19 protein-coding genes are annotated in these 20,920 nt (G+C 45.5%); 18 read left to right on the top strand and 1 reads right to left on the bottom strand.

Going from position 1 to position 20,920, the window contains the following annotated elements; translation table 11 throughout:
* The first annotated feature begins 311 nt into the window (after window positions 1-311).
* From AB4111_RS02590 to AB4111_RS02535, 12 genes are all read left to right on the top strand, one after another.
* Entirely contained in the window at window positions 312-1,025 is a 714-nt protein-coding gene (locus AB4111_RS02590) for a glycosyltransferase (protein ID WP_442030229.1), read from the top strand.
* A gap of 404 nt (window positions 1,026-1,429) precedes the next feature.
* Window positions 1,430-2,182 carry a FadR/GntR family transcriptional regulator gene (locus AB4111_RS02585; protein WP_442030227.1) on the top strand — a complete coding sequence of 251 codons (753 nt, stop codon included), beginning with the start codon at window positions 1,430-1,432 and terminating at the stop codon, window positions 2,180-2,182.
* Window positions 2,179-3,390, top strand: a complete 1,212-nt coding sequence (locus tag AB4111_RS02580) for a M20 metallopeptidase family protein (protein ID WP_442030225.1) — start codon at window positions 2,179-2,181, stop codon at window positions 3,388-3,390. Before AB4111_RS02585 ends, AB4111_RS02580 begins: the two co-directional genes overlap by 4 nt.
* Window positions 3,387-4,952 carry an ABC transporter substrate-binding protein gene (locus AB4111_RS02575; RefSeq protein WP_442030223.1) on the top strand — a complete coding sequence of 522 codons (1,566 nt, stop codon included), beginning with the start codon at window positions 3,387-3,389 and terminating at the stop codon, window positions 4,950-4,952. The genes AB4111_RS02580 and AB4111_RS02575 overlap by 4 nt, the downstream gene beginning before the upstream one ends.
* Before the next feature lie 106 nt (window positions 4,953-5,058).
* Complete coding sequence (locus AB4111_RS02570) at window positions 5,059-5,976, top strand: ABC transporter permease (RefSeq protein WP_442030221.1); 918 nt, start codon at window positions 5,059-5,061, stop codon at window positions 5,974-5,976.
* A gap of 16 nt (window positions 5,977-5,992) precedes the next feature.
* Window positions 5,993-6,922 carry an ABC transporter permease gene (locus AB4111_RS02565; protein WP_442030219.1) on the top strand — a complete coding sequence of 310 codons (930 nt, stop codon included), beginning with the start codon at window positions 5,993-5,995 and terminating at the stop codon, window positions 6,920-6,922.
* Between the two features lie 21 nt (window positions 6,923-6,943).
* A complete protein-coding gene (locus tag AB4111_RS02560) occupies window positions 6,944-8,962 on the top strand; it encodes a prolyl oligopeptidase family serine peptidase (protein ID WP_442030217.1) in 2,019 nt (672 codons plus the stop codon).
* Window positions 8,959-9,435 (top strand): hypothetical protein, encoded by a 477-nt coding sequence (locus tag AB4111_RS02555; RefSeq protein ID WP_442030215.1) that lies wholly within the window; start codon window positions 8,959-8,961, stop codon window positions 9,433-9,435. The genes AB4111_RS02560 and AB4111_RS02555 overlap by 4 nt, the downstream gene beginning before the upstream one ends.
* A 164-nt stretch (window positions 9,436-9,599) precedes the next feature.
* Complete coding sequence (locus tag AB4111_RS02550; protein WP_442030213.1) at window positions 9,600-9,962, top strand: Asp23/Gls24 family envelope stress response protein; 363 nt, start codon at window positions 9,600-9,602, stop codon at window positions 9,960-9,962.
* A 32-nt stretch (window positions 9,963-9,994) separates the two neighbouring features.
* Complete coding sequence (locus tag AB4111_RS02545; RefSeq protein ID WP_442030211.1) at window positions 9,995-10,603, top strand: GNAT family N-acetyltransferase; 609 nt, start codon at window positions 9,995-9,997, stop codon at window positions 10,601-10,603.
* 251 nt (window positions 10,604-10,854) lie between these two features.
* Window positions 10,855-11,460: a pentapeptide repeat-containing protein gene (locus AB4111_RS02540; protein ID WP_442030209.1), complete on the top strand. Its 606-nt coding sequence runs from the start codon at window positions 10,855-10,857 to the stop codon at window positions 11,458-11,460.
* Window positions 11,461-11,600: 140 nt separating this feature from the next.
* Window positions 11,601-11,984, top strand: a complete 384-nt coding sequence (locus AB4111_RS02535) for a hypothetical protein (protein ID WP_442030207.1) — start codon at window positions 11,601-11,603, stop codon at window positions 11,982-11,984.
* A 266-nt stretch (window positions 11,985-12,250) separates the two neighbouring features.
* Here the strand turns inward: AB4111_RS02535 and AB4111_RS02530 are convergent, their stop codons facing one another.
* Window positions 12,251-13,756, bottom strand: a complete 1,506-nt coding sequence (locus tag AB4111_RS02530; protein WP_442030205.1) for an MFS transporter — start codon at window positions 13,754-13,756, stop codon at window positions 12,251-12,253.
* A gap of 143 nt (window positions 13,757-13,899) precedes the next feature.
* Between AB4111_RS02530 and AB4111_RS02525 the strand changes: the two genes are divergently transcribed.
* The 6 genes from AB4111_RS02525 (at window position 13,900) to AB4111_RS02500 (ending at window position 20,881) form a co-directional block, all read left to right on the top strand.
* Window positions 13,900-14,757, top strand: a complete 858-nt coding sequence (locus AB4111_RS02525; protein ID WP_442030203.1) for a MerR family transcriptional regulator — start codon at window positions 13,900-13,902, stop codon at window positions 14,755-14,757.
* A 35-nt stretch (window positions 14,758-14,792) separates the two neighbouring features.
* Window positions 14,793-15,305: a GNAT family N-acetyltransferase gene (locus tag AB4111_RS02520; RefSeq protein ID WP_442030201.1), complete on the top strand. Its 513-nt coding sequence runs from the start codon at window positions 14,793-14,795 to the stop codon at window positions 15,303-15,305.
* A 462-nt stretch (window positions 15,306-15,767) separates the two neighbouring features.
* Window positions 15,768-17,246 (top strand): ribosomal protection-like ABC-F family protein, encoded by a 1,479-nt coding sequence (gene abc-f, locus AB4111_RS02515; RefSeq protein ID WP_442030199.1) that lies wholly within the window; start codon window positions 15,768-15,770, stop codon window positions 17,244-17,246.
* Window positions 17,247-17,461: 215 nt separating this feature from the next.
* On the top strand, window positions 17,462-18,028 hold the full coding sequence (locus AB4111_RS02510) for a TetR/AcrR family transcriptional regulator (protein ID WP_442030197.1): 567 nt from the start codon (window positions 17,462-17,464) through the stop codon (window positions 18,026-18,028).
* A gap of 353 nt (window positions 18,029-18,381) precedes the next feature.
* Window positions 18,382-19,536 (top strand): glycosyltransferase family 2 protein, encoded by a 1,155-nt coding sequence (locus AB4111_RS02505; protein ID WP_091016536.1) that lies wholly within the window; start codon window positions 18,382-18,384, stop codon window positions 19,534-19,536.
* Window positions 19,537-19,573: 37 nt separating this feature from the next.
* Window positions 19,574-20,881: an aminotransferase class III-fold pyridoxal phosphate-dependent enzyme gene (locus AB4111_RS02500; protein ID WP_442030194.1), complete on the top strand. Its 1,308-nt coding sequence runs from the start codon at window positions 19,574-19,576 to the stop codon at window positions 20,879-20,881.
* The last annotated feature ends 39 nt before the right edge of the window (window positions 20,882-20,920 follow it).

Raw genomic sequence — 20,920 nt, 5'->3', positions numbered from 1 at the left:
GAAATACAGAAAGCACAGATTACAGAACCCTTTGTCCCTTTATTGGGGAAAGAGGGTTCTTTGGTGTTTTGGTTACTAGGGCGTGTCTGAAAACTCCGAAGGAAGCAGATTTTGCCGAATTTTCGTTCCAAGCCAGAAAGTTTTCCGCAGGCGTGCCGGGGCACGTCAAGGGAAAGTGACGCAGCAGGGGGCGAAAAGGCGGTAAAAGATGCACTTCAGCGAGTTTTGAGACAGCCCTAGCTATTGGTCCATACCAGACTCTATTTCGGTACATATGATGAGAGAAAACTGAGCTGAAAAGAGGGTATGTCTTGACTAAAAACAAAATGAGTCATGGTGTTTCCATTGTTGTATGTACCAATCGGCCGCAATTTTTTGAAAACATCCTGCAAAATTACAGTCGGCAGCATTATAAAAGCAAAGAACTGATCATTGTCCTGAATCATGACAGTATGAATCTGACGTCATTCCAAAACCGCGTTCGAAATCTTGCCAATGTTCATGTATATCAAGTTCCGGAGAGCATTTCATTAGGACAAAGCCTGAACGCCGGAATAACAAGGACTCGCTTTTCGTTGATTGCCAAATTTGATGATGATGACTACTATTCGCCATATTATTTGACAGAACAGGTGAGAGAACTTAGACGGACTAAAAGTGATATTGTGGGCAAACATTCCTGCCTGGTCTACTTGGGTGCCTCCAAGACACTATTGGTCAGATCCCCCTCTGAAAAAAATAAACCGGTTGAATTTGTGCAAGGGGGTACTATTTTATTCAAAAGGGAGATCTTGAAAAAGGTCCGCTTCACGGACCGTTCAGTAGGGGAAGATGTAACCTTCCTGAGACAATGCAGGAAAAGAGGATTCAAAGCGTACGCGACCTCACCTTTCAATTATGTGTATCACCGGAGAAAAAACAAAAAAAGCCATACGTGGAGAGCAGATGATAACTTTTACCTGGAGGGAAGCACCAAACTTGCAGTTACGGAGGATTTCAGACCCTTTGCTAATAAAAAGGTATAGAGGGCAGAAAAGACTAGATAGATTGAACTAAACATTTACACAAAACGGAGAGGACAGAAATAACCTGAAGAAGCGGAGCGTTCGCCTACAAGCTTTCTGAAAGAAAGCTACATCGGAAGCATACGCTATCCCCGGATTTTCCCCCTTTCAAAAAGGGATTCAAAGAAATCTGGGGATAACAGTGATCGGAAGGTTGTTCTGTCATCGTAGTGAACGGTGTAAATCAACTAAGGGGAAGATGCATCTGCTGCGTGCAGATGCGTCTTTTTTGTGCCCAAATGGTTCAATTGGGAGGTGGTGAGAAAAAAATATGAATTTAATTGAAAAAAAGTATTGCATATAAGTTTAGTCGGAATTATATTAATGGTATAAGGTCTAGACCATATACAGATCGGAGTGTTTAGATGTCCAGTACGTTTTCATTTCGTTTTGAGAAAGTATCCACCAAAAAGGTTAGTGAATTCATAAGAGAACAACTGGAAGAAGCCATTATCTTGAAAGAATTGATGAGTGAAGAACAGCTTCCAGCCGAGCGCGATCTGGCAGAGATTTTTGATGTAAGCCGCATTACCGTTCGCGAGGCACTCTCTTCATTGGAAGAGAAAGGCTTGATTGAGAAAAGGGTAGGTGCCAAAGGCGGAACATTTGTACTGCCTCTGACAGCCAATTCGCATAAACGGACCAGAGAAGAGATTAAACGGGATTGGTCACAGATGCTCAAGGTGTTTGAATATCGAACCATCATCGAGCCGGAGGGAGCTTTTCTCGCTGCTGAGCGGATCACCGCAGGCGAACTGGAGCTACTTGAGGGCTATATGGAACAAAGTATAGAGCCAGGCTGTACAAGGGAATGGTTCAGGGCGCTGGATGTGAAATTTCATCTGACCATTGCCAAAGCTTCGGGGAATCCCTATTGCGAGAGAGCGGTCAGACAGATCCGGACCAAAATTAATCCGGCTCTGGATTTGATGCCTTATGATGACCGCATACGTACCGTCAACCACGGTGTACATATGGAGATTCTTGAAGCGCTGAAAGCACATGACAGGTTCAAGTCCCGGGAGACGATGAAAAGACATATTGAATTCTCAGCTGACGCGATCTATGCCCGTTTGGTTTCTGAATCGGATGAAAATGAAGGGAATGACAGCGAATGAATCGTTCAGAACTGATTAAGCTGGCTCAGCCACTACAAGCCCAGTTAAGCGCCTGGCGCAGAGATCTGCATCGCCATCCGGAGATTGGCTACGAGGAGCACCGCACATCCGCTATCGTAGCTGAACATCTGGAAAGCCTGGGCCTGGAAGTTACACGTAATGTGGGACAGACCGGGGTCACAGGCCTGCTTCGCGGAGAGACAGATGGACCAACCTTTGCCTTGCGCGCAGACATGGATGCTCTGCCAATCCAGGATCAGAAAGCGGTGGAATACCGCTCGCAAGTAGATGGCAAAGCGCATCTGTGTGGACATGACGCTCACACCTCCATCCTGATGGGAGCTGCCCAGTTGCTAACTGGCCTTGGAAGACCCAAATCAGGCAACATCAAATTCATTTTCCAGCCAGCGGAAGAGGGACTCGCAGGGGCGAGAGCCATGATCCAGGACGGTGTTCTGGAGAATCCGAAGGTTGATGCCATCGCAGGGTTACACATGACCCCTGGACAGGACACGGGAACCTTGGGCGTAAGTCAGGGCGTTGCATTTGCTTCAGCTGATCCCTTGATTATCAAGGTGTTTGGCAAGGGTGGACATGCGGCTCGTCCGCATGAAGGCATTGACGCGATTGCGGTATCTGCTCAGGTCATCACCGCCTTGCAAAATATCGTCAGTCGGATGGTCGATCCGCTTGAACCCGCTGTAGTCACCATTGGCAAAATCACCGGAGGTTATATGGGAACAGCCATCGCCCCGGAAGTGGAGATGATCGGTACGGTTCGTACACTCTCACCTGCCATTCGTGAACGGATGCCAGCTTTGATCGAACAGGTTGTTAAAGGGGTCTGTGATTCTTTCGGAGCAGGATGCGAAGTCGTCTACGGTGATGGATACCCTGTTGTCGTGAATGATCTCGGCATGGTTGACCTGCTGACAGAGACCTGCGACCAGGTTAATGCGCAGAAGGGATGGAACTATATCAAACCTTCTACAGGGGGCGAGGATTTCGCTTTTTATTGTGAACAGATTCCGGGCGTGTTTTTCAGACTTGGATCTGGTAATGATGAGGAACGGACTCGATATCCACTTCACCATCCCATGTTTGATCTTGATGAGACAGCGATGCCTTATGGTGTGGGCATGTTGTCCGCAGTAGCTCTTGAATTTTTGGCAAGGAATACAACTTCTGAGGGGGAGCAATCACAATGAAAAAAAGACAATGGACTGGCTTGTGGATCACGTTACTGGCAATCGTCATGGTACTCAGCGCCTGCGGAGGAAAAACGACAAGCACCAATGACAATGCCGCAACAGAAGGAACGGGCAGTGGAAGCGCAAGTACAACACTGACCATTGCTGCAGCAACAGATATTGAGAGTTTCGACCCGCACAACAACAACAACACCTCCAGTGAGGCGGTTCTGGTCAATGTTTTTGATTATTTGATCAAGAATGACAGTGAACAGAAAAAAGTGGCGGGACTTGCGACATCATGGGATCAGGTTGATGATACAACATGGAGATTCAAACTGCGTGAAGGCGTAACCTTCCACAATGGCGATCCTTTCACTTCGGCAGATGTAAAATACACGCTGGAGCGCGTAGCCAAGGACGAGACACTGAAACAAAACAGTTATTTCAAAAATATCGTAGAAGTTAAAGCGGTGGATGACTATACCGTAGACATTATCACGGATGGTCCTGATCCGCTCTTGCTGAATCGTTTGTCCAAAATGGGAGCTGGAATTCTGCCGGCAAAATATATTGCGGATAAAGGATTCGATGCTTTCCTTAAACAACCGGTAGGCACAGGTCCTTACAAGTTCAGTAAATGGACCAAAGATGATCGTGTGGAATTGGTGAAAAACGAGAACTACTTCGATGGTGAACCAAAATGGAATGAAGTGGTATTCCGCGTTATTCCTGAAGCCTCTACACGTGTATCCGAATTGCTTGCCGGTGGTGTAGATGTTGCATCTTCCATTCCGTCCACTGACATTGCACGGATCGAAGGTGAAGCAGACAAGAAGATTGTCAAAGCACCAATCCAGCGTGTGCTTCAGTTGATCTTCCGTCAGACGGAAGGCAGCATCACGGCTGATCCGAAAGTGCGTGAAGCGATTGACCTGGCGATCGACAAACAAGGAATCGTGGACAGCATTGCCGGCGGAGCAGGTATCGTAACTCGCACGTCCGTAACACCAGGCAACTTCGGTGCTGATCCTTCATTGTACAAAACGTCACTCTATGACCTGGAAAAAGCAAAACAGTTGCTGCAAGAAGCTGGCTATGCAGAAGGTGAAGCCGAGATGACCATCTCCGTTTCCGCACAATACAAAGAACAAGCTGAAGTTGTTGCAGCGATGCTGGAACAAGCCGGATTCAAAATCAACCTGGATGTCCTGGAAGCAAGTGCATTTAGTGAACGTTACAGCTCCAAATCATTCAAAGAAATCTTCATGATCGGTATTGGTAACTCCTTGTTCGATGCTTCGAATAACTACAATCGTTATATGTTGGAAGAAGCCAAAGGCGAGTCGGATTACAACAATCCTGAAGTAGAAAAACTGCTTCAATCGGCATTGGTGAACATGGACCCTGCAGCTCGTGAGAAAGAGTATCAGCAAGTGCAGCAGATCTTCTCTGAAGAACGCCCAGCTGTATATCTGTACCAAATGGAAGGTGTCTACGGAACAAATGCGAAAGTGAACTTCGCGCCGCGCAGTGACGAGATGTTCTATGCTGACGAGATCACACCTGTTGCACAGTAACATCGAGCATAACAACCGGTCATTGAAAAGATAAGGCCGTGAACGGCAGGGACTGGATAACCATGTTCCTGCCGTTCTTTTTCTTAACAAGGGAGGTGAACAAGGAATGGGCAAATATGTACTTAAGTCATTACTACAGATCATTCCGGTGCTGTTCATTGTTTCATTAATTGTGTTCATTTTGGTTCGAGTCACCGGGGATCCGGTTGCGCTAATGTTGCCTGAAACGGCTACCGCTGAAGATCGTGCTGTTTTGACGCAGGCACTCGGTTTGGACCAGCCTTTATATACGCAATACGTGAAGTTTCTGGGCAGTGCGATACAGGGAGACTTCGGACAGTCTTTTCGCTACAATCAACCTGCGTTAGAGCTCGTGCTGGAGAGATTGCCTGCCAGCTTTGAACTGGCAGTAGCCGCCATGTTTTTTGCCGTACTTATGGCTGTGCCACTTGGAGTCATTTCAGCCGTCAAACGAAATACGTTTACCGATCTCATCATTTCTGGAATATCCGTCATTGGTAAGGCAATGCCAAACTTCTGGATGGGGATCATGCTTATCCTCTTGTTCTCCGTCATGTTGGGTGTATTGCCGGTATCCGGTCGCGGTGGATTGTCACATCTGATCTTGCCGGCATTCACACTTGGCGTTGGATTAGCTGCGCAGATGACCCGGCTGATTCGCTCCAGCATGCTGGAGATTCTGAACCTGGACTATATTCGAACAGCCCGCAGCAAGGGACTTGGTCGGATGGTTGTCATTGTGAAACATGCGTTTCGGAACGGATTGATTCCGGTCGTGACAATTATGAGTTTGCAGTTTACAAGTCTGATCGGGGGAACTTTGATTACGGAAACGGTATTCTCCTGGCCTGGACTGGGTCAATTGCTGGTCGTTGCAGTCAACACACATGATATGGCGATTGTACAGGCCGCGGTGTTTGTCATTGCCTTTATCGTTGTGGTAATCAACATCTTGACGGATGTGGCCTACAGGCTGCTTGATCCGCGCATCAAATACGATTAGAAGGAGGTGCAATCATATGACAGGCAGCAATGAAATGCCAATTCCGGGTACGGAACAGGAACAAGACAATGGGCGTGCACCAACGGGATTTCGTTATATCTGGCAACAACTGATCATCAGCAAGACCGGAATGTTTGGTGCTGTGCTTGTGTTGTTGGTTGTGTTAATCGCCATAGGTGCACCTCTATTGACGAGTCATGATCCAGGGGCGGTTAATCCGCTCAACCGCCTTAAACCGCCTGCATGGCTTGAGGGTGGAACGGCCGAATACTGGCTGGGTACCGATAATCTGGGCAGAGACATGTGGAGCCGAATTGTATATGGTGCTCGGGTTTCCTTAATCGTCGGGATGGGTGCCGTAATTGTGTCAGGCATCATTGGCGCCATTTTGGGGCTGGTCTCCGGATTCTACGGGAAATGGCTGGATGCACTCATCATGCGTGTAGGTGATGCCTTCATGGCGATTCCAACCATTCTGTTCATGCTTGTTGTGATGGCGATTGTTGGTCCGGGTATTACAACGCTGATCTTTGTCATCGGGGTGACAAATTGGGTTCCATTCACCCGTGTGGTCAGAAGTGAGGTACTTAGTATCAAAGAGCGGGATTTTGTTCATGCGGCCAGATCGATCGGCGCGAAGAATGGAAGACTGATTGTGAAACACATTCTGCCAAATATCCTTTCATCCTTTATCGTAATCTGCGGTATGAATGTCGGCACGACGATTATTATGGAAGCATCACTCAGTTTCCTGGGTCTGGGTATCAAACCACCCGATGTGTCCTGGGGAGGTATGCTCAGTGATGGCAGACAATACGTTGCAACAAGCTGGTGGGTTGCTACATTCCCGGGACTAGCCATTACATTTACCGTACTCGGAGTTATTTTCCTTGGTGATTGGCTGCGTGATGTGCTTGATCCACGTACGGAGACAACCCAAAAATAAACAGGGAAGGGAGCCATGAAGATGAATCAAAGACCAATTATGCCGGAGGATCTGGTTCACTATCGTTGGATAAGTCAGCCTGTTGTCAGCCCGAACGGACAAGTGGCTTATGTGGAACAGACCATAGATCAGGATAAAAACGAATATAACACGCAAATTCGAGGGATTTCGCTCGATGGTGATGAAGATATTGCACTTTCGAATGGTACGAAGGATTCATCTCCCGCTTGGTCGCCGGATGGCACACAGCTCACATTCATTCGCTCCGCGGATGGGGGTAAGGGACTATGGGTACTCGATCCGGATAAAAAAGAGCCTGTCATGCTGATCTCTCCCGCACGTAAAATATTGAATTATATCTGGTCCCCGAACGGGCAGTACATTGCGTTTACCAGTAAAGTGCAACCAGAGGATCAACAGAAGAACGATGACGCCCAACAGGAGCCCGCACCTGTGCTGCGAGGCAAGGTTTTTGAGCGTACAACGCCGAAGGCGGAAGGGGCTGGCTGGTGGGATGGTCAATACAGCCATTTGTTTGTATACGAGATCGGAAGTGGGGAGATCACACAGGTGACTTCTGGGCTGTGGAATATCAGTGCTCCAGCATGGTCGCCAGATAGCCAGTACCTTTCCTTCATATCCAAGCAAGTGGAGGATGAGGAACTCGATGCGGATCTGCTGTACTTTACAGATGTATACAGCATTCGATTGGGAGAGAGTGATCTCTTCAAAGTGACGGATTCCAGTCTGGCAGTGAGCCAGTTCTCCTATTCACCGGATGGGCAGCAGCTGATCCTAATCGCCAGTGATCGTGAGTATGGGAGCGGGAGCCACAACAGCTTATACGCTGTCCCAGTTCATCGGGGGGAACCCAGGATAATTGCACCACAGTTAGATATGCAGATTGGTAACGCAGCACTGGGAGATATGAAGTCAGCAGGTGTATCACCTTCTCCTATCTCGGATGTCCATCATCCGGAACGTGGTGTATATGTGCTCGGAACGCATAACGGGAATGTGGACGTGTACCGCATTCAAGAAGATGGAGCTTATCAAACGGTGACGGGTGCTGGTGAAAAGGATGTGTATCAGTATACCTTAACGCCAGATGGTACGTCGCTGGTTATCGCTGCTTTGACTGCTCAACAACCTGGAGAGTTATATCGCGTGGATGTCGACAGTGGTGAGATGTTCAGGCTCACCCGGCGAAATGATGAATTCATGGCTGGTTTAGCCGTAAATGCGCCTGTGCGTGTAGAGTTTAAGTCTTCCGATGGATGGCCGATTCAAGGTTGGTTAGCTACTCCGGCAATACGTGACAACAATGGGAAGCTACCACTGATACTACAGATTCATGGTGGACCTCACGCGATGTATACGGGAACATACAGTCATGAGATGCAGACACTCGTTGCGCAAGGGTACGCTGTGTTATGGATCAACCCTCGCGGAAGTATGGGATACGGTCAGGAGTTTGCCAGAGCTTGCCGTGGCGATTTTGCCGGAGGGGATTACCGGGATCTGATGGAAGCTGTTGATTATGCATTGGATACGTATGAATTCCTTGATGCATCTCGTCTGGGTGTCGCAGGTGGCAGTTATGGCGGCGTAATGACGAACTGGATTGTAGCACATACGCACCGTTTCAAAGCAGCTGTAACCCAGCGCTGTATCTCCAACTGGTTGTCCATGTATGGAACGAGCGATATTGGTATTTCCTACGTCGAGGGAGTCATCGGGGGGAATCCGGCGGAAAACGCCGAATTCCTGTGGTCTCGCTCACCTCTTGCCCATGCACATCACATTGAGACGCCACTTCTGATCATGCACGGGGAACAGGACTATCGGACACCGATTGCGCAAGCGGAGGAATTGTATACCACGCTAAAACGATACGGCAAAAAGACCAAGCTGATTCGTTATCCGGGCTCCAACCACAGTTTGCTCAAAAGCGGTAAACCTTCACTGCGGATCGATAGCTTCGAACAGGTAAATGCCTGGTTCAATCAGTATCTCGGGATTGAGGAGGGAGAGCAATGAGTCGAACTCAGCTGTCCATTCCTGTCGGGCTCCTTGTAGAGAATGTGCTGACAAGTGGAATACCGGGAGAAGTGATTATTGAATGTTTACAACGTCGGGACTATTCCCAGTTGTTACCTTTGGTTAAGGAATCCGCGATGGATTTTGATGAAAGATTACAGACAGCAGCTGATATCGGAGACGATTGGGAAAAGGCGATACGTCAAGGTTATGAGTTCAAATTTTTGCATATTAACGGGTTGAAACGATTGCTCGATTTCCGGTTTGACCGTAAGGTGGATCGGGATTATGTTCAAGATGAACTGTCACTGAAGCATATTCATCTGACCGTACAAGAGATTGAATTGCTGCAATCGTTAATTGGCAGACAGTGGAACGTGCAAGTAGAAGAAACAGAGGCAGTAGAGGAAGGGAGAACAGATACCGGGCCATCCTCCCACATTCCTGTCCGTATTCAATTGAAATTCCCATAGTATGACCAACAGAAGCTGCGATGATCGCGGCTTTTTTGATATGTACAGGTAGAAATGTGGACGACCGAATTCAAAAAGTTGAAATCGGACTCCGCATGATTTATATTTATATTAAATGATATTATAATCTATCAATAATTCAGACGTAAAGAGGAGGACCTAGGATGTCCATTCAACATGTTTTGGGAAAAATTCAAATATCGGATGATGTGATCTCCAAAATTGTCGGCAAGATCGCGAATACTTCCAGTGAGATTTCCTCCATGTCGACAGGATTTGTAGAAGGATTCACCAAAAAGTGGAGTGGGAAAAGTCTGCAAAATGGCATAGCCGTCCGTAACGTAGAATCCAGATTGGAGATTAACTTGAAGGTTGTTGTTCGTTATGGAACGAAAGTGCATGAAGTCTGCAGGGAATTACAAAACAATGTAAGAGTACATGTGGAACAGCTGACCGGATTAACGATTGATACGGTGAATGTGATCGTTGAGGGGTTATCATTCAACCAACCTGATGTAAGGACTTAATCCAATTTCAGCTACCTAGAGGAGTGACAGCGATGAATAAGATTTCCATAACAAAAGCCAGTCCACAATCCTTAGTCGGCGGGCAACTAAATCAGATGGCACTTGAATATATGGCCTATTCGCTTGCAGGAACCAAAGATAAAGGCATTATAGAAAAAACATTCAACAAGTTATGGCGTGCGAATCAAAACCGATTCAGTCACCAATACGCTTATGAAGCCAAAATGGGTAGCCAAACGTTGGGCATGATCATGTGTTATCCGACCACTTTAATGAACAAACTCGCTTTGCCAACGTTCACGAAGCTGTTTGAACTTCGTCAATGGAGCCTGATTAAGTATAATCTTCAACATTGGAAAGAGTTCTATTCCATGGTGACATTAAAAGAAGCAGACAATGACGAATACCACATCGGAACATTGGCTACCTTGCCTGAGAGCAGAGGACTTGGTGTAGGGACACAGCTCATTCAATTTGCAGAGGAGCAAGCTGTGATACAAGGCTTCTCCAAGTCTTCACTTACGGTTAAAAAGGAAAATCTACTAGCTATTAAACTCTACGAGCGTTTGGGATACCAGAGAGTAGGGGAAATCAATAAACCTTCGCTATCCCTGTACCGAATGTCCAAAAAACTGGTGTAATGCTTTCTGCTAGGAATAGACAAGCAGCTAACTGGAGAGTTTCATATATATAAGCCCACATTGGAACAGTTAAAAGTGTGAGCTGGAGGGGCGCTTTATGCGTTCCTTTTTTAGTTTTCAGATTTTTCTCATAAAAAAAGTAACTTGACTTTTACGGGTGTTTAAGCAGGTACTTGACAGGGGTGTGGTATAGTATAAAAAGTTCATTTAATGAAGAAAGACGGAGAAATATACAATGTGGGGTGTAACCAGTGTATCAATATAAGGATCAGGAATATGAAGCAGTACATTTTGAGGGACGCGATTTGCGCTATGGAGAACTCATAAGTTGTGTTTTCAAACAGTGTACATTTATGAACGCTTCTATGGAAGAGATCGAGACAAGTAACTGCCGGTTCATCGAGTGTGACTTCAAAGGCGCTTCGATGAATGGTTCGATTCATACGGAATCGGCTTTTGAAAACTGTACCTTCGGTGGTGCGAATCTATTTGCTTCCAAATTCAGCTCCTGCAAGATGACAGGCTCAGACTTTTCAGGTGCGCAAATGGATGGCATCACACTAAGTCACGGCGATTGGTCTTATACAAATCTGAGACATACCCGATTAGGCAAACAGGATTTACGAGGAATTCGTTTCTTTGAAGCTGACTTTACGGACACGGATTTCACCAAAGCGGATCTGAGAGACTGTGATCTTACCCGAGTTGTATTAAGCAGAGCCAAGCTGCAAGGGGCCGATCTAAGAGGGGCTAGCCTGGAAGGCATCGATCTGAAATCACTGGATATCAAAGGTGTACGTTTGGATCGCGAACAAGCTGTTCTATTTGTGCGCTCGTATGGTGCGAAAGTAGATTGAGTTGAACACATAGACAGCATGAAGCCGCCCTTAAGGCGGCTTTTTTGACTTTGAGGTTTTCCGATTCAGAGAGAATAGGCAGGAAAAAGAGATCTAAACAAGAAGTAGTTAACATAAGTTTCAACTAAAAGGAGGTTATCATGACCGTCACATTAATTATTTTTGTTGCTATTATTGTCTTTGGGCTTATAACAGGCACGATCACTACGATTATGGCATTTAAACTGTTACGTAACAATACAGAGAAACATCACCTTCGCAAGAGCATTCTGATGGACGGAATTCCAACAGAAGCAATAATTCATGATATTGTACAGACATCATCCAGTAGGGATGGAAGGCCTGGTGTGCGGTTGGATCTGACTGTAACCCAAGTTGACGGCCGCACCTTCCCAACAATTGTAGAGACTTATATTCCAATCACACATGTTCCCCATTTTCAGAAAGGAAATGTCATTAACGTAAGATACATTGCGATGGGGAATGAACGAAAAGTTGAGGTAGAGGATGCCTACCTTCCGTGAGGTGCAGCATGGTGGTAAGCTTCGGTTATCAGGCATGTCAAAAACCATTACCTGAAACAACTCAGGTAGTGGTTTTTGATGTTAATTTAATTAAAAATGGTAACAAGCTGTTTAAGTTATCGACAGTCAGCAGTTAATCCTCTTCTTTTGACATATTTCTAACGATCAGAAAAATAGCTATTATACCTAATAAAATAACAACTCCATTGGTTATTGGAAACCACATGATTATATATACCTCGCTTTGTTTCATGAAGTGAATTTCATTACGTTTTAACGCTGTGCTTTGGGGCTCGTTTCAACCGCACAGCAACCCAACTCATAATCAGAGCAGCAATGAACAGAAATACGGTCACACCTGCAATGACAACAAAGAAGGATTGGTCAAATGCAGCAAAGGCGGCATTTTTGAGCGATTCAGCAGACGCAGCGGGCAAGCTTTCGGCAGCGATAAGCGCTTCATCCAAACTGTCTTTCGCATTGGCTGGCACACTAATTCCCACAGGAATCTTCATAGCGAGTGTGTAGAAAAGGGTCGACATGCTTCCGATGATTGCAATACCGGATGCTCCGCCCAGCTCATAACCCACTTCCTCAATGGAAGCGGCCATACCCGCTTTGTGTGGTGGGGCATAACTCATGATGGAATGTGATGCAGCGGTCATGCCTGATCCAAGACCTGCACCAAGCAGTGCCAAACCGAGAATCTGCCCGGTGAACCCAGCGTTGAAATACATCAGATACGTCCCCATGCCAAGGGCAGCGATGAAGAGAGTGAAGCTTTTGATATATACAACATCCACACGGTGCATAGTGGCCCCCGTAACAGGTCCGGCGATGAGTGCTGCAACAGGTATGGATACGGTGAATAGTCCAGCCTGAAGAGGTGACATGCCTTCCACCAGTTGAAGCCGCTGAGTGACCATATATTGCACACCCATTTGTGCAAACAAGCCAACCAGTGCGGTAATAAAGCCGGTGCTGAATCTTGGGACTTTGAATAAGGACAGATCCAGCAGTGGGTTGGGACTGTTATTCTGACGGCGAATAAAGATGATCAGGGACAGAACACCGACAACAGCAGCAATGATAGCGAGTGTGAGAGATCCTTCGCGTCTTGTGAATTCCTTAATGGAATAGATAATTCCGACCATGGCAATCATGATCTGAATGGAACTGGTGAAGTCCCACTTTTTCGAGGTATCCCCTTGATGTTTAGGGATCATTTTCAAGGCGAATACAAACGCGATAATGGCTATGGGCAGGTTAATCAGAAACACAGAGCCCCACCAGAAATGTTGAAGAAGCAGTCCACCAACAATCGGTCCCAGTCCAGCACCACCTGATGCAATGGAACCCCAGATGCCGATTGCCAGTGCGAGTTCTCGCTCATTCGTAAACGTAACTCTGATAATCGACAATGTCGCTGGCATCATCATGGATGCACCTACGGCAAGAAGAATTCTGCTCATGACCAGCACAGCCGGTACTGGAGAAAAGGCAGCAGCAAGAGAAGCAGCAGAAAAGACGAGCAAGCCCAGGGTAAATATTTTTTTATGACCAAGACGGTCCCCGAGTGTTCCCATTGCAGGAAGAAGACCCGCCATGACAAGGGAGTAACCGTTCAGAATCCATAATTTCTCCGAAGCAGATGCACCGAGATCATGGGTCAAGCTGGGTAGGGCTGTGTACAGGATGGTCATATCCATCACAATGAGTAATAGTGCACTTGAGACAATAACAAGAATCATCCAACGTTTGAATTTAGACATGTTTCCCTCCGACGATATGAATAACTTACAATTCAAGACTAAACTATCGGGTAACCCTATAGTCAAACTTTTCTTTACACACTATAATGCATTTATATTGATAAAACTTAGACTACATATATATGTACATGGAGGGCCCATAGATGGCTGGACATCACGCACAACATTTTACCACCAGTGAATTTGCCAAGATCTGCGGAGTGACCAAACATACCTTGTTTCATTATGACGAGATTGGGCTGTTAAAGCCTGAATATACCAATGCCAAGGGCTACCGCTATTATGGTATGCAACAAACGTATGTGCTGGATGTCATACATGTGCTAAAGAAGGCAGGAAGCTCACTCCAAGAGATTAAGTCGTTTATTCAAAATCAGAATACACCGTTGTTAATTGAGCTGTTTGAACAGAAATTAAAGGCACTTGAGTTGGAGCAACAACGAATCAAACGCATGCAAAAGCTGCTAAGTGGTGCCATTGAAATGACGAAACAAGCCACGGATGCTTCTCCTGAAGGGCTACATATTGAACAATGTGGGCTGGAGTATTTTATTGCTGTACAACTGGAACAAGGGGATGGGGATAAGGAATTCTTCCGTAAGTTCATTGAATACAGGACCCATTGTGATGAACAGATGATCGACTATGAGTTTCCGGTATGGACGATCTTAACTCAGGAGCACTATGAGGCAGGAGAATACTATCCGGATTACTTTGGCAACAAAATAAAAGCTCCCATTTCAGGGGAAACGATATGGATTAAGCCAAAAGGGATGTATGCCGTCATGAATCATCGAGGTTCATACGAAAGCATGCCGGAGACGTATTCCCTCATGAAAGAGGAGATAGAAAAAGAGGGACTGCAAGTCTGTGGACATGTGTATGCACTGGACCTGCTTACTTATTTTGCAGAAAGTAATCCCGATGAGTACATCATCAAAATTTACGTAGAGGTAAGTAAAGCTGATAACATAAGCAAAGAACAGAATAACGTGGTTTAGGAGGATTTTTTCTGAAATTAATCAAAACATATGATGTGGATCTAAGTGAAGAATGGTCAACTCTTCTTCAAGAATTACTTGTTGCCAGCTTTCCAGCGGTTTATCCGAAAGACAGATTGTTCTTTAAGCAAATACCACAAAGTAGAGTATTGGCATTCACCCCAGACAACCAACTCGTTGGGCAAGTGGGACTGGATTACAGGGTGATGAATTTAAATGGAACACCGATCAGAGTGATGGGGATCATCGATTTGTGTGTTTCTCCGGCTATTCGCTCTCAAGGAATCGCTTCTTTGTTAATATCCGAAGTGGAAAGGTTGGCCAAAGGGCATGTTGATTTTGTCCTTTTATTTGCGGATCATGAGGAATTGTATAGCAAAAATGGATTCAAAACGGTAAGCAACACATGTACGTGGTTGAAAATTAATCATGAAACCTTAACTACAGTTGGAGTAGGGACTCAAAAGGTGGAGGGGCTAATGATTAAAGAAGTTGGAAACCGGCCATGGGGAGAAGGAGAACTCGATTTTTTGGGATATTTATATTAATCTTTACGTGCGGACATGGAAGGAAGGCTTGATTAGAAACAATCGAATGGCGACTAAGAATTAAACAAAGAGTGGTTTAGGTGGGTTGTGCGATGAGGCCCTATCTGCTTTCTCGCCTTGACCCATATCATATTCCATGTTACGTTTTCTGTATTCAAATTATGAGCTTTCAAAGGGGTGATAAAGTGATGACAGAATTAGAGGTTGTAGATGTTTATGTGGACCTGTCAACGAACTTAAACAATGGCATGGTTCACAATATAACTAATCAGAATCCAACACTTTATCCTCCTATGCATAGATCTACTTGGCGCTGAATGTTATATCGCCAGGTTTCTTTATCGTATAAGCGAATCTAAATTCTGATTATGTTCAAATATTAAAGTGAGGGAATCCATGCCAGGTTCGATGGTGAAATCCCGTCAGTTTACTTTTATATTTCACATAAAAAGGATGATCTGCATGTCTTTAATTAACGTTACCAACCTGACCTTTGCCTATGATGGCAGTTACGATAATATATTTGAAAATGTTAGTTTTCAGTTAGACTCCGATTGGAAATTGGGTTTTACCGGCAGGAACGGCAGAGGCAAAACGACATTCCTCAATCTGTTGCTCGGTAAATATGAATACAGCGGACATATCTCTGCGAATGTTAGCTTTGAATACTTTCCTTTCCAGGTAGAGAATAAGGGAGCCATGACGGTCGATGTCATCGGCGAGATTCATCCTGAATATCTGCACTGGCAAGTTGTACGCGAGTTTAACCTGTTGAAGGTGTCGGAAGATGTATTGTATCGGCCTTTCGACACGTTATCCAACGGAGAACAAACAAAGGTGATGCTGGCTGCCTTGTTCCTGAAGGACAATCGGTTTCTGCTCATTGATGAACCAACCAATCATCTTGATCTTCATGCGAGAGAAATCGTAGGTGATTATCTCCGCAGCAAGAGTGGATTTATTTTGGTGTCTCATGATCGATCCTTCCTGGATCAAAGTGTAGACCACATCCTTTCCATCAATAAGAGTAACATCGAGATTCAGAAAGGCAATTTCTCCGCTTGGTGGGAAAATAAAAGAAGGCAAGATCAGTTTGAACTTGCGAGTAATGAGAAATTAATAAAAGATATCAAGCGTTTATCCGATTCTGCCAAACGGACCGGTGGTTGGTCCCATGAAGTCGAAAAGACCAAAAATGGTACGAGAAACTCCGGTTCCAAGGTGGATAAAGGATATATTGGGCATAAGGCTGCCAAAATGATGAAACGTTCCAAAAATATCGAACAAAGGCAGCAATCTGCGATTCAAGATAAGTCTAAACTTCTCAAAAATATCGAGAGTGCAGAACGACTGCAGATTCATCAGCTGGATTTTCACAAGAATGAACTTGTTGAATTGGAACATGTGTCGATATCGTACGGGGCCAATACAGTGTGCAAGGATGTCAGTATGACGGTTGAAAAAGGAGATCGTATTGCCCTTTACGGTAAAAATGGATCTGGCAAATCCAGCATTCTTAAACTGATCTGTGGTGAAGATATTGCTTACACAGGCCTTTTCCGAAAGGATTATCAGCTTAAAATCTCGTATGTGTCGCAGGACACGTCTGATCTCGGAGGGCATTTATCTGAGTATGCGGCGATACAGGGGATTGATGAGAGCCTGTTTAAATCGATACTTCGAAAGTTGGATTTTTCCAGACTGCAATTGGAGAAAGATATTTCAACGTTTAGTGCAGGTCAAAAAAAGAAAGTGCTCATTGCCAAAAGTCTTAGTGAGAAAGCTCATCTGCACATTTGGGATGAACCACTCAATTATGTAGATGTCATTTCACGTATGCAGATTGAAGACTTGCTACTGGAATACTCACCAACCCTGCTTTTTGTAGAGCATGATCGTGAATTTTGTACCAATATTGCAACAAGAATCATTGAATTATGAGTAGTAACGAAGAACAATTCCTTGTTAGGAGCCGCCATATGGCGGCTCTTAATCTTTATACAATCTCATCTCTCCATCAACAATATAAAAGTTGTTTGTTGCACGCACGCATTGGAATGTTGAGGAAGTATGCTATAATTTTATAGTCTAATCCAATCATATGATGGATGAACAGATCAATTGTTGAACTATACACGCTAAGAGGTGTAATACCAATGAAAAAGGAAATGACTACAATCAAACAAACTAGGCTCAATTCCATTTTGGACGAGGCCACCAAATTATTGATTGAAAAACCGAATGCTTCCATGAATGAAATTGCAGAATCTGCAAAAATCGGAATTGCTACGTTACATCGATATGTGGAAAGCCGTGAACAGCTCATGATTCATCTGGGATTACGCGCAATCGAGGTGGTCAGTGAGACTATGCAACAAGTTCAACTGGATGAAGAGCACTGTGAAAAGTACATACCTGAGCTTATCGAGGCGCTGATTCCATTAGGCGACAAAATATATTTTCTGGCTCATGACACCACCATTAACTATAATCCAGAGATCGAGGGAGCAGATCTGAAACTGAGAGAACCGGTACTGCATGCGGTCGGTCTGTTACAACAGAAAGGTTATTTCCGCTCCGATCTTGATAAAACCTGGATTGTCGATGTGCTGTATTCCATCATGTTCCTGACGTGGCAGCAGGTTGTAAGTGGTCATATCGCGAGAAAAGCAGCCCCTGCGCTTGTAGTAGACACGTTTTATCATGGGTTTAAGCAGCACTAGGTCAGCGCCAATAGAAGCAAAAACATCAGATTTCACTAGCGAAAACACCCCCTAACAGTCAATCGTATCGTTAGATACGCAGACTCTTTGGGGGTGTTTTTTTGCGTTCACAACAGCGTTTCTCAATGCACAAGCATCATGGACTTGATTTTGACTAATATTCAAATATTAACAGGGTTCAGAATTTAAGATTTCCAGTTTACAAAAAATGATATAAATTTCTAGTAGATCCAAATCATTACCAAATAAAGACAAAATATTCAAGCGAGGAGGTCGGGCAGAACTACCTGTAATTATGCAGTTCAACATCAGTTCAAGTACTCATTCCATCAACCCAAATCAGGAGGGATTCCATGCTTTACACCATTATTGTACCAGTCAACCAGGACTATAACATTTTGAACCTGTTCACAGATTCGCTGCTCCGGACGGTAAGCCCATCCACCCAGATTATTTTCATCAACGACGGTTCCGGTTCAGCAGTCTTTCAACATCTGGATAAACTGAAGCAAGAAGTAAGAGAAGGTGTGACCATCGAAATTCTTCAGCATGATTTTCCACTCGGTTGCGCCGTGTCGATTAATAGCGCACTGAGTCTTGCCAAGGGAGAGTACATTTTCTTCCTGGATTCCGATACCATTCTTCAACCGAATTGGCAACCCATGATGAAAGAGACACTGGACAGCGATATTACGATTGGCATGATTGGAGGCGTTCTGTTGTATCCGCAAACCGGAGGTGTGCAGCACTGCGGCATTGCTTTTGCAGACACCATCGGTCGACACCTGTTCCTGAACGCATCCCCTGATGATATCCCGAAAGAAACCTTCTCGGTTCAACTGGTGGTGTTCGCCATGTTTGGCATGAAGCGGGAGGTGTATGAGACCATCGGCAACCTCGATGAGAAATTCTTTAACGGGTACGAGGACTTTGATTATCAGATGCGGGCAAGAGCTGCCGGATACGATACGGTCATTAATCCGAATATTCAAGCATATCACTGGGAACGCAGCAGCGGCATTCACCGGAACTTCAACCGCAAGAATAATCTGGCACGCTTCTGGAAAAAGTGGGGCGGTCAAATCGAGGCGGATGTGTGGCCTTTCGTTTTCAGTCATCTGAAAGCGCAGCTAGAGAGCCAAGTTGAATACCAGCATCTGCCGATTGTTGGAATTGACCTTGCCGAGGTTCGAAGTGATGCGGATACATTCTGGACCAAGTTGGAGGAAGCTGACTTTGCCAATGTAGCCGAGGTACGTGACTATTCCAATCGCTTCAATTCCAACGGGGCCATCTGGCTGCCACAGGTACTGGGTAAGGAACTGATTCATAGTGAGAACCGGTTACTGTTCTTGGTAGACAATTTCGCCCGTTTATTAGAGAACCGCTACTGGATTGAGATGAGACATGCTCATCGAGCCAAGGATCTGATCATTGATCTGTATGGCAATGTAATTACGATGGATCGCATCTACGATGGATGCTGGCCTGGAACCAAAGTTCGATAATACACGCACAACGAAAATAAACAGGGAGGTACTTAAGGTGAAAGAAAAAGAGAGCACGCTCGATCGTGCCGTAAGATTTACCCGTAATCTGGAGTGGTTGGAGCAAGTCGAAAAGGTAATTCCGAGCGGATGCAGCACTTTAGCCAAAGCACCTGAACGTTTATTTCCGGGGCATACACCCGTATGTTGTGCAGAGGCTTACAAATCCCGATTTACAGATATCGACGGAAATGAATGGCTGGATTGCGAAATGGCCATGGGTACGGCGTCTTGGGGCCATGCGAGGCATGAAGTCCAATTAACCGTCATTCATCAGCTGAAAAAAGGGACAAGCTTTTCGGTACCGGCAGATATCGAGCTTGAATGCGCCGAGTTAATTCTGGAGCGGTTCGAGGGTCGTTATCCGTCGCTGCGCTTCACCAAGAGTGGTGCCGATGCAGTGAGTGGGGCCGTACGACTTGCTCGTGCCGCAAGTGGCAAAAGCAAGGTTATTGCGACGGCTTATCATGGGTGGCATGATTGGTCCGCATACGGCTATTATGGTGGCCAAACGAAAGAACGGGGCATTCCAGTAGATATCGAGCGTTCGACAATCTGGGTCAACAAACCTACTGCAGAGCGAATTGAGGCCCAGATTACCTCATCTCCCGAGGATATCGCATGTATTGTTTTATGTCCCAACGAGTGGAAAAGGGACGCGCTGGAGAAAGTCGTAAACCTATGCCGGTCTCTGGACATCATTATCATATTCGATGAGGTTACTTCCGGTATTCGAATGGGCAAACGTGCTACAGCAGGAGAATATGACATCTGGCCTGATCTGCTCTGTATCTCCAAAGGTATGGCAAACGGGTTACCGCTCGCAGCGGTTTTGGGGCCAGAGCACTTGATGTCTCTGTCGGGACAAGTCCGATTCAGCAATGCCCATTCCAGCGAAACAACAGCGCTCGCGGCAGCCATTGCCTGTGAACGATTAATGAAGAATGCGAAAGTATGGCCGACCTGGCGTGATCCGGCAACCCGGATCATGGATCGTCTGGAATCTGAACTTGTGTTACTCGGATTAACAGATCAATTGGAAGTGAAAGGGACGTATGCAAGCTTCTGCATTCAATCCCTGGCCGAGGATAACTTTCAAACGGACCCTTTCCGCGAGTTCATGGTGAAGAGAATGGCTCACTTCGGCATCTTCACCAAAGGTTACTTGATTTTCTCGGATGCCCATACACGGGAAGAATTGCTGTGGGTCGAGGAAGCTCTGTTACAGATCCTGTCAGACTGGAAAGAGATTCAGAAGCAGGAACATCTTCATTTGATGCAATTTTCGAAAACGTTTAAAGCTTAATCCACAAATTAGAAATCGACAATTGACTAGGAGGAATTA

Origin of the sequence: Paenibacillus sp. 2KB_22, from assembly GCF_052115745.1 — a bacterium.
In the GTDB taxonomy this organism is placed as follows: Bacteria; Bacillota; Bacilli; order Paenibacillales; family Paenibacillaceae; genus Paenibacillus.
This window is presented reverse-complemented; position numbering and strand designations above follow the sequence as displayed.

Excerpts from the sequence above, each read along its gene's own strand:
- AB4111_RS02530 (WP_442030205.1), bottom strand. The coding sequence starts at position 13,756 with ATGTCTAAATTCAAACGTTGGATGATTCTTGTTATTGTCTCAAGTGCA.
- AB4111_RS02560 (WP_442030217.1), top strand. The coding sequence starts at position 6,944 with ATGAATCAAAGACCAATTATGCCGGAGGATCTGGTTCACTATCGTTGG.
- AB4111_RS02505 (WP_091016536.1), top strand. The coding sequence starts at position 18,382 with ATGCTTTACACCATTATTGTACCAGTCAACCAGGACTATAACATTTTG.
- AB4111_RS02545 (WP_442030211.1), top strand. The coding sequence starts at position 9,995 with ATGAATAAGATTTCCATAACAAAAGCCAGTCCACAATCCTTAGTCGGC.
- AB4111_RS02525 (WP_442030203.1), top strand. The coding sequence starts at position 13,900 with ATGGCTGGACATCACGCACAACATTTTACCACCAGTGAATTTGCCAAG.
- AB4111_RS02585 (WP_442030227.1), top strand. The coding sequence starts at position 1,430 with ATGTCCAGTACGTTTTCATTTCGTTTTGAGAAAGTATCCACCAAAAAG.
- AB4111_RS02510 (WP_442030197.1), top strand. The coding sequence starts at position 17,462 with ATGAAAAAGGAAATGACTACAATCAAACAAACTAGGCTCAATTCCATT.
- AB4111_RS02575 (WP_442030223.1), top strand. The coding sequence starts at position 3,387 with ATGAAAAAAAGACAATGGACTGGCTTGTGGATCACGTTACTGGCAATC.
- AB4111_RS02535 (WP_442030207.1), top strand. The coding sequence starts at position 11,601 with ATGACCGTCACATTAATTATTTTTGTTGCTATTATTGTCTTTGGGCTT.
- abc-f (WP_442030199.1), top strand. The coding sequence starts at position 15,768 with ATGTCTTTAATTAACGTTACCAACCTGACCTTTGCCTATGATGGCAGT.
- AB4111_RS02570 (WP_442030221.1), top strand. The coding sequence starts at position 5,059 with ATGGGCAAATATGTACTTAAGTCATTACTACAGATCATTCCGGTGCTG.
- AB4111_RS02580 (WP_442030225.1), top strand. The coding sequence starts at position 2,179 with ATGAATCGTTCAGAACTGATTAAGCTGGCTCAGCCACTACAAGCCCAG.
- AB4111_RS02565 (WP_442030219.1), top strand. The coding sequence starts at position 5,993 with ATGACAGGCAGCAATGAAATGCCAATTCCGGGTACGGAACAGGAACAA.
- AB4111_RS02550 (WP_442030213.1), top strand. The coding sequence starts at position 9,600 with ATGTCCATTCAACATGTTTTGGGAAAAATTCAAATATCGGATGATGTG.
- AB4111_RS02555 (WP_442030215.1), top strand. The coding sequence starts at position 8,959 with ATGAGTCGAACTCAGCTGTCCATTCCTGTCGGGCTCCTTGTAGAGAAT.